Annotated in this window: 10 protein-coding genes; 6 read left to right on the top strand and 4 right to left on the bottom strand. The window is 40.2% G+C overall.

The window, feature by feature from the left end; translation table 11 throughout:
* Positions 1-86 precede the first annotated feature (86 nt).
* The gene (locus tag LD39_RS11525; protein WP_035546485.1) at positions 87-920 is read right to left on the bottom strand and encodes a GNAT family N-acetyltransferase; all 834 of its coding nucleotides are present in this window, start codon (positions 918-920) and stop codon (positions 87-89) included.
* Positions 921-971: 51 nt separating this feature from the next.
* Between LD39_RS11525 and LD39_RS11520 the strand changes: the two genes are divergently transcribed.
* Complete coding sequence (locus LD39_RS11520; RefSeq protein ID WP_035546483.1) at positions 972-1,241, top strand: hypothetical protein; 270 nt, start codon at positions 972-974, stop codon at positions 1,239-1,241.
* A 303-nt stretch (positions 1,242-1,544) separates the two neighbouring features.
* Here the strand turns inward: LD39_RS11520 and LD39_RS11510 are convergent, their stop codons facing one another.
* Both LD39_RS11510 and LD39_RS11505 read right to left on the bottom strand, forming a co-directional pair.
* Positions 1,545-1,988 carry a GNAT family N-acetyltransferase gene (locus LD39_RS11510; protein ID WP_035546482.1) on the bottom strand — a complete coding sequence of 148 codons (444 nt, stop codon included), beginning with the start codon at positions 1,986-1,988 and terminating at the stop codon, positions 1,545-1,547.
* Between the two features lie 12 nt (positions 1,989-2,000).
* Positions 2,001-3,260: an NAD(P)/FAD-dependent oxidoreductase gene (locus tag LD39_RS11505; protein ID WP_035546480.1), complete on the bottom strand. Its 1,260-nt coding sequence runs from the start codon at positions 3,258-3,260 to the stop codon at positions 2,001-2,003.
* Between the two features lie 105 nt (positions 3,261-3,365).
* Here LD39_RS11505 and LD39_RS11500 point away from each other — a divergent pair, with 105 nt between their 5' ends.
* The gene (locus LD39_RS11500) at positions 3,366-4,979 is read left to right on the top strand and encodes a polysaccharide biosynthesis protein (protein WP_035546478.1); all 1,614 of its coding nucleotides are present in this window, start codon (positions 3,366-3,368) and stop codon (positions 4,977-4,979) included.
* Positions 4,980-4,992: 13 nt separating this feature from the next.
* Positions 4,993-5,715, top strand: coding sequence for a pseudouridine synthase (locus tag LD39_RS11495; protein WP_035546476.1), 723 nt, complete (start codon positions 4,993-4,995; stop codon positions 5,713-5,715).
* A 123-nt stretch (positions 5,716-5,838) separates the two neighbouring features.
* On the opposite strand, the gene LD39_RS11490 is transcribed toward LD39_RS11495, so the two are convergent.
* Complete coding sequence (locus tag LD39_RS11490) at positions 5,839-6,057, bottom strand: DeoR family transcriptional regulator (protein WP_035546474.1); 219 nt, start codon at positions 6,055-6,057, stop codon at positions 5,839-5,841.
* A gap of 160 nt (positions 6,058-6,217) precedes the next feature.
* On the opposite strand from LD39_RS11490, the gene LD39_RS11485 reads away from it, so the two are divergent.
* From LD39_RS11485 to LD39_RS11475, 3 genes are all read left to right on the top strand, one after another.
* Positions 6,218-7,243, top strand: a complete 1,026-nt coding sequence (locus LD39_RS11485; protein ID WP_052158838.1) for a TrkA family potassium uptake protein — start codon at positions 6,218-6,220, stop codon at positions 7,241-7,243.
* Entirely contained in the window at positions 7,240-8,622 is a 1,383-nt protein-coding gene (pepV, locus tag LD39_RS11480) for a dipeptidase PepV (RefSeq protein ID WP_035546472.1), read from the top strand. The genes LD39_RS11485 and pepV overlap by 4 nt, the downstream gene beginning before the upstream one ends.
* A 22-nt stretch (positions 8,623-8,644) precedes the next feature.
* On the top strand, positions 8,645-9,154 hold a 510-nt coding region (locus LD39_RS11475), incomplete at its 3' end, for an MFS transporter (RefSeq protein WP_156112630.1).

Genomic DNA, 9,154 nt, shown 5'->3' with positions numbered 1-9,154 from the left:
GATGGTAGTCGGGTCGATCCCCGTGAGAGTAGGACGCCGCCACGTCAATGATAAAAAAACGTCTTGGATTTTTCCAAGACGTTTTTTTATGGTATAGGTTGCTCTAATACAGCACCGCAGGTTTTTTCATAGAATTCAATAGGTCCTGCTTCTTCAATCAAAATTTGCTCTCTTCCTATTTCTTTTAAAAAGATTAAACATTGCAAAACCAGTGACTCCCCAATTCTCTTTCGACGGTGGGATAACGAAACCCCCATAGGACCGAAAGTACCCTCTTCCCTGAAACAAGCAAATCCAATCACTTGATGTGCCGGATCCTCTGCTATATAAATGTGAGTGGTGCTGTTTGGAAGAAAAGCTTTATTAACGGAACTTAACCATCGCTCTCCAAATTGATCCTTTATAAATCGGAGAAGTCCGGAGATATCAGATTTTTGACACTCACGAATAGAAAAGTTATTAGATGGTGAGCGTTTTAACTCTGGAATATCATTAAGACTTACGATCAAATTCCTTGTGCTTGCAATAATTTTAATGGACTTTTCGAATTGGAAAGGTGTCAAACATGCATGTTTTTGTTGGAGGTCCTTTATGATAAATTCGATGATATGACCTTCATTAATATAGATTTGTCCATATTTTTCGCTCCGTTGTTTTGCAAGAACGAGGATATGGTAAAATGTAGGGGAGACCATTACTCCAATCTCGCGAATATAAATATCATCATCGGAGTTTTCAGTTTGTGCTTCATCAATGACATTCATAATAGAAGGGATGGAAATCAAGTAATCTTTTAATTCTTTACATACGCTTTCTTCTATTTGAAGGGCTGCATCTAAAAATCGTCCGGGGGTAAGAGTTAGGCGGTCAAACGTAGCTGAGGAAAAGATAATCTGGACCCGATCTGTAAATGAAAACATAATTAAAACCTCCCTCTGTTTTCAAATATTCTACCATAGGAAGGTGATGACATGGTGCAACTGGAAAGGAAAAGAGATACATATTTGAATTGGAAATACGCGATCATGATTATATTTATTCCGTTTGGATTTTACTTAGCTTCTCTGAAGGAAGACATATCTCCGATCCAGCATATTTTCTTTATAACCATCATAATTTGGTTAGCTATCGTTGGAGTGTTTGGAATGACAAACCAGTATCAGGCATTAAAAGTGTACGGATATCTCTATCTCATTTGCAGTCTATTATTTAGTTACATGGGACTTGCCTTAATTTGGTAGTTTTGTATTGTGATTCATTCGAATCCTCGTTATAATAAATAACGAATATATGTTCGGAGGGATCCATATCGAACTAGTAAGATGGAGTTATTCAAGAAGAAAAATGGTGCGCGGGTATTTTGATAAATTTCCAAATTCAACTTTTTATTTCAGGAGAATCAGACGTTATTATGTGGTTTATTCGTTAGATTGGAACGAAAAGGACCCTATCGTTAATAAAGAAGATCGTGAACAGATGCAAATTCTATTAAACCGCGAGTTAGGTCGAGAATTTGAATATAATCAAAGAAAATCGAGAAGCGTTTAATGCTTCTCGATTTCTTTGTATAATACCACATGCGGTCCAATTGGAGGAAGGTCAAATACTTCTCCCACTTGATGGAAGTGAAGACGATCATAATATCCTCTGGCACTAGTTCGTGCATTACACCATAGTACTTTTGCATTTCTTTTCTTTAAAATAGCTTCAGCCTCTTTGATGAGTAAAGTTCCCGCACCCATTCCACGCCATTCAAGCAGAGTGGCCATTCCACGAAGGCGGTATTGATGTTCGGTTTCCAGTTTTTCAGTTTTTTCATGATAGAAGGATGCGATGCTAATCAATGTATCCCCATGAAAAGCACCTAAATGGAACGAATTTGCTTCACCGTCTTTAGGATATTGGCAAGCTTCTCTGGGCTGGTTTGACCTTAAAATCTGATGGCGTAATGAAATCGTCTCTTCAGCATCAATAGGTTTAATTTCCACATTAATTCCTCCTCATCCCATCGATTCCCAGGCTGCGTGCATTCCTGCTACTCGACCTGTGACCATGGCAGATGTAATATTATATCCGCCTGTGTAACCATGGATATCTAATATTTCACCACAAAAATACAATCCATTCATCAACTTAGACTGCATCGTATTAGGAACGATTTCCTTGATCGAGACACCCCCCCCTGTAACAAATGCTTTTTCTATAGGTTGAGAGTCGTGAATGTTTACTGTGAAATGCTTCAAATATTGGACCATGGATTGTAATTTTTGATTCGGCATATTGGCGGATTTATCTTCTTGATCCACTTCGATCAAATTCAATAAATGCTCTAATAGACGCTCGGGGACGATGCCTTTCACTACATTGCGGAAAGCTTTTCTTGGGTGATCTTTTACAAGTCCTTGTAAGTACTGATACAACTCACTTTCATTATTGTCAGGAAGAGCATCGATTTCTATCGTTACAGGTCGATGGCCTTTCATGAATTCTTTCACAACATATTGTGAACATCTGAGAATGGCTGGCCCTGATAATCCAAAGTGAGTAAACAGCATGTCCATACGGTGGGTAACGATGCGCTTTCCTTTTTTATTTAGCACGGACACGTCGACATCTCTTAGCGAGAGACCCTGTAAAGTTTTTTGTTTAATCAAAGGGTCTTTGGAGGTGAGAGGGACTTCCGTAGGGAAAAGCGTCGTAATGGTATGCCCAGCTTTCTTTGCCCATGCATATCCATCCCCGGTACTACCTGTATGCGGCACAGCTTTCCCTCCCACAGCGAGGACCACAGCTCTTGTAGTGATCTTTTCATTATTTTTCAAGATGATTTGATGGTCATTTTCCCCGTAGTGAATAGCTTCAACTGGTGTAGATTTGCGCACTTCCACATTCAGCTCGTCCAGACGATTCAATAAAGCCTGAACGACATCCTTCGCTTTATTGCTTACCGGAAACATCCGGCCATGGTCTTCCTCTTTTAAAGCTACTCCAAGTCCTTCAAAGAAATCGATAATGTCATAGTTGTTGAATACAGAAAATGGGCTGTAAAGGAATTTTCCATTTCCGGGAATGTGCTTGATCACTTCTTCTTCAGGCAGGCGATTTGTTACGTTGCACCTGCCCCCTCCTGAGATGGCGAGCTTAGTGCCTAGTTTTTTTCCTTTATCAATCAGGAGGGTCTTTACGCCTTGTTCCGCAGCTGCAATGGCTGCCATCAGTCCAGACGGTCCTCCGCCTATCACGGTTACTTGGTAAGTCATGATGTTCTTCCTTTCTTTTTATCCGATCATTCATTGTTTTCCTTTTATCTATGATAAAATAGATGAGGTCGATTCTACAATAAAATTGAAGGTGAATAGATAAATATGTCGAAGCTTCTTAAAGGAACCATGTTATTAACAGCAGGAACTTTTTTATCAAAATTTCTTGGAATGATTTATACCGTACCGTTTGAAAATATGGTAGGGGAGGAAGGGACGGACCTTTTCTCTGTCGCTTACATCCCTTACAGCATTTTACTTAGTTTATCCAGTATGGGTGTCCCTGTCGCTGTCTCTAAATTCGTATCTAAGTATAACAGTCTTGGGGACTATGAGACAGGGAGGAGAATGTTGAAAGCCGGTATTCAGCTTATGGCTGTGACAGGTGTCATAGCATTTCTGTTATTGTTCTTTTCAGCAGAGCAAGTAGCAGCAAGAACATTCGGTGCTGATAGCGGCCTTGTTGAGGACGGAGCTATGGTCATTCGTATGGTCAGTTTCGCTTTGCTGGTCATTCCGCCGATGAGTATAACACGCGGCTTTTTCCAGGGCTATGAATCGATGGCTCCGACAGCCGTTTCCCAGGTCGTCGAGCAGATTGTAAGGATTGTTTTCCTTCTCGTTTCTGTTTTCATTATTATTCAGATCATGCAAGGAGAACTTGCTCAAGCGATAGGGTTCGCTACTTTTGCAGCCTTTATCGGTGGGATAGCCTCTTGTATCACACTTTTTGTTTACTGGAGAAAAAGGAAACCCTATCTTGATCGGCAATTAGCAGCACAGGAATTCACGTATGGGCTTTCTACAAAAGAGATGTTTAAGGAATTATTCAGCTATGCTGGTCCATTTATTCTAGTTGGGATTGCGACACCGCTCTATCAATTGATCGATCAGTTCACGTTTTTCAAAGCGATGGATGCGGCAGGATTAGGTGAACGTGCAAATGGTGCTTTCTCAGCTATGAACTTCCTGAGTCATAAGCTAGTCATGATTCCAGTGACGTTTGGTATTGGATTGTCGTTAGCGTTATTGCCAGCGATTACTCAGTCGTTCACAAATAATAAAATGACTCAATTGAATCGTCAAGTCAATCAGGCGCTTCAAATTATTGCTTTGATTATCATACCAGCTGTTGTTGGTCTGTCAGTTTTGGCAATTGAGGCTTATGGAACGTTTTATGGAGTTGAGCAAGTATTGTTTAAAGGAGATTTACTAAGATGGTACGCACCAGTCGGACTTTTCTTAGCTTTATACACCGTAACTTCTTCTATCCTTCAAGGGATTAACCGTCAGAATTTCGCTGTCATCAGTTTAGGGACGGGAATATTACTGAAACTCGCCACGAACTGGTGGTTCATTCAAATGTTCGGTGCTAAAGGCGCCATTATAGCTACAGGCTTAGGTGTAGCCGCAGCGGTGACTCTGAACTTTTGGAGAATCTTTAGTTCAATCGAATTTTCATACAAGCAATTGTTCAAACGGACGTTGCTCATCGTTATACTGACAACGGTCATGGCTTTAAGCGTATTCGTTGTGAAATGGCTATTAGGATTCCTTTTTGATCCTTTGGAAAAGAGAATCGATGCACTGATTGTGCTGTTGCTTAGTATCGGTTTTGGTGGTGCCGTTTATTTCTGGCTGACATATCAGACGACCTTATTAGAGCGTGTCCTGGGTGGACGCGTACGCATCTTAGATAAATTTTTAAAACGCAGGTAAAGGGGGTTTTTCTATGAGGATAGATAAACTTTTAGCTAATATGGGTTATGGAACACGGAAAGAAGTGAAAGGCTTATTAAAAGGCGGAAATGTGAGGGTGAATGGTCAACCTGAAAAAAGTCCAAAAACGCATATCGATCCCGCTCATGACTCTGTGACAGTCATGGGGGAAGAAGTAGAATACCGGGAGTTTATCTACTTAATGATGAATAAACCTGGAGATCTGATTTCTGCTACAGAAGATGCAAATGAGACAACGGTTATCGATATTCTTCAGCCTGAAGATTACATCTTTGATCCTTTTCCTGTTGGTCGATTAGATAAAGATACCGAAGGGTTGTTGCTGATTACGAATGATGGTCAGCTTAACCATCGTTTAACCTCTCCCAAGAAAGATGTTGGAAAAACTTATTACGCTCGGATCGATGGAAGAGTGACGGAATCGGATGTAGCAAAATTTTCAGAAGGAGTCATTCTGGATGATGGGTACAAGACAAAGCCTGGGGAATTGACGATTCTGAGCTCCGGTGAGCACTCGGAAATTGAATTGACGATAACCGAAGGAAAGTTCCACCAAGTAAAACGAATGTTTGAAGCGGTTGATAAAAAAGTGACTTACCTGAAGCGAATCTCAATGGGGGAGTTAGAACTTGATCCTGAGTTGGAATTAGGAGAGTATCGTGAATTAACCGATGAAGAAGTCGACTATTTAAAGTCAATGACAAACTTAGATTAAGAACAAAGGCGCTGGAGCAGGATGTCGCTCACCAGGACAAAAATATCCACAAGCAAAAATTTATAATTTCCTAGCGAAAATCAAAAAAACACCCGGAAGCGATTCCGGGTGATCTATTATCATTTATGAGATTTTTACTTTTTTTTCAGTTATTGTCCACTTTCCACGGTTAGGACTTGCTACAAGTCCATTATATTCCAATACACTCAGGTCTCTTTGCATCGTACGGTCGGTAATACCGAACTCATCTGCTAACTCGTTCGTTGATACTGTCCCTCGGTCTCTTATATAGATGTAGACAGCTTTAATTCGGTTGAGCATGCGTGATGACGGATGATTCAAAAAACCACTCCTTATTTTCATAACTTGGAATTTGTGGTGCCAGTGAATCTATGAAGTTGGTTTCATTCTACAATAGAGTATAAATGAGTGCTACATAAAAGTCCTGATTTTACAGATAATTCACTTAATTTACAAGAATTTAAAAAATGGAGGGAAATAATTGGTTATCATTAGAAAATTACTTTTGAAAATGGTGAAAATCAACAACACTGTTTTGTTCTTATCAAGCGCCCTTCTCGTGTTCCTCTCTTCTATTTTAATCGTATGGGTAGAAAATGATACGTTCCCTACATTGTTTGATGGATTTTGGTGGGTGATGACGACAGTGACGACAGTGGGATATGGGGACTATTATCCAGTTACCATTGCCGGTAGAGTCATCGCAATTATCCTGTATATCGTTGGCATTGGTTTGATCGGGGTAGTCATTGGAAAAATCATCGACGGACTCGCTACGTTCAGAAAAAAACGCTTGGAAGGTGATATTGTGTATAAAGGTTCAGGACATTTAATCATCATCGGCTGGTCACATAAAGCTCAATTTGCTGTGAAAGAGATCATGGAAACAGACGAAAAAGCTGAAGTAGTCATTATTGATCAATTAAAAGAAGCGCCTATACTCGACGACAACATTCATTACCTAAAAGGCGACGCCTCTGACCTGACAACATTGGAGCAAGCGAATGTTCCAAAAGCCAAAGCTGTACTCGTATTTGCTGATGATCAATTGAATAACGATCAAATGATTGATGGAAAAACGTTGCTGATCGCATCCTCGATTGAGGCCATTGCTTCAAATGTCCATACAGTTGTTGAAATTATGGAAGAAAAACATATTAAGAATTTCAAGCATGCTCACATTGATGAATTCATCATCTCCAATGAAACAATCTCCTCTCTTGCTGTGCGCTCTGCCTTTCGAAAAGGAGTCTCAGAGATTTATGGGCAATTGCTTCGCCGTTCAGTAGGAGAAGATTTATATCATGTCCCTGTTCATTCTTCGTGGAAGACGTACAGGGATGCCTTTCAGTCTCTTTTAAATGACGGAGCCACCTTAATTGCAGATCGCAATGATTTAGCCATCAACAGGAAACTAGACGAACCTATTCCAATGGATGCGGAGCTTTATGCAGTTTGTGACAAAGGGACTTATGAAATGATTATGAAGAAAGGGGCATTTTCATGAATATGAAACAACTTAGTGAGCAATATGAAGGAGAATTTCTTGAAAAGGTGACAAGAATTCTTGAAATACCAAGTGTTTATGAGGAAAGTGAAGAGTACCCATATGGGAAGCCGATCGATGACGCACTGAATACAATGCTGGAAATTGCCGATGCTGATGGGTTTTCAACAAAAAATATTGATGGACAAGCCGGTCATATTGAATTCGGTTACGGAGACGAGCTTTTAGGAATTCTTGGGCATTTAGATGTCGTACCTGCAGGTAAAGGCTGGACTACTCAACCATTTGAACCAGTGGTTAATGATGGAAAGCTGTACGCTAGAGGTGCACAGGATGATAAAGGACCGGTAATGGCCGCCTATATTGCGATGAAAATACTCAAAGATCAAGGCTTTAAGCCTCAAAAACGAATTCGGTTGATTCTCGGTACGGATGAGGAGAGAGATTGGAAAGGCATGGAACATTATTTTAATAAAGAAGAAATGCCCGCATTAGGATTTTCTCCTGATGCCTCTTTTCCAGTCATCCATGCTGAAAAAGGTCTGCTCGATTTTTACATGAACTATAAAGTCACCAACAAAGCGGACACTTCCTCGAATATAGAACTTATCAAGATCAATAGCGGGGATAGATTGAATATGGTGCCTGATGAAGCTTCGGCTGTTCTAAGGTCGAACAAAGATTTAAAGGATCAATTTCTACAGTTCATACATGACCATCAACTAGAAGGAGAGTTTGAAGAAGGCCACAACGAATGTACGGTTGTCGTGAAAGGAAAGTCGGTGCATGCGAGTACACCTGAATCAGGCATCAATGCCATTTCCGCATTGGTTTCTTATTTATTGACTTTACCTTTGAATGATGGAGATATTGAATTGTTATCAATGATTCAACGCTCCTTTAAAGAATCGGACGGGAGCGGACTTCAGCTAAACCAGTCTGACTCTGAGTCAGGCGAGCTAACATTGAATCTCGGGTCTCTTACCTGGGAAGAGAGTAAATGTCGATTAGGAATTAATCTCCGCTATCCTGTGACAGCAGATTCGGATTCCATCCTGTCTACCCTGGAGAAATTTACTCAGGAACATGGAGGCCATTTCGAATTATATGATCATTTGAAAGCTCTTTATATGGAAAAAGACCATCCATTTGTCCAGGCTTTATTGCGAGTTTATAATGACGCAACTGGAGAAGATCTGTCTGCTTTATCGATCGGAGGGGCAACATATGCGCGTTCACTTAATGCTGGAGTAGCGTTTGGCGCCATGTTTTCTTCGAGCCCTGATACGGCTCATCAGAAAGACGAACATGTTCGGATTGCAGATATGATAAAAGCCATTGAGATTTATGCTGCATCCATTTATGAATTGACGAAATAATAGAGATTAGTGAGGTAAGATTATGTCACGCCCACCTGTAGAAAAAACGTATCGATTTATTCAGATGTTTTATTTCTTCACATTCTTCAGCTTTGGATCCTTATTTCCTTTGCTATCTGTATTTTTAGAAGAAGAAAAAGGACTGAATCACACACAAATCGGTATCATCATTGCTGCTTTGCCTTTAGTCACCATCTTTATTCAACCCATTTGGGGGATGATCAGTGACTATACGAGAAGACCAAAAAGACTCTTAATGACTGCCTCAATCGTGGCGAGTCTTTTAGGCTGGTTTTATCCGCTGTTGCAAATCTTCCCTGTTTTATTGGTTGGAATCATTTGTATAGCTGTGTTTCAATCTGGAATCGTTCCTTTATCTGATAGCTTGTCATTGAATTTTGTACAGAAAAACGGCAAAGAATATGGCAACATCCGCTTATGGGGAGCGGTTGGTTTTGCAGTTTCTGTGTTTATCTTAGGAAGGGTAACGGAAGAAACAGGATCACTTAATTGGATTTTTTATTTCTTTTCT

The organism is Halobacillus sp. BBL2006 (genome assembly GCF_000786645.1).
In the GTDB taxonomy this organism is placed as follows: Bacteria; Bacillota; Bacilli; order Bacillales; family Halobacillaceae; genus Halobacillus.
Note: the sequence above shows the minus strand (reverse complement) of the source record. Positions and strands in the feature narration are given on the sequence as shown.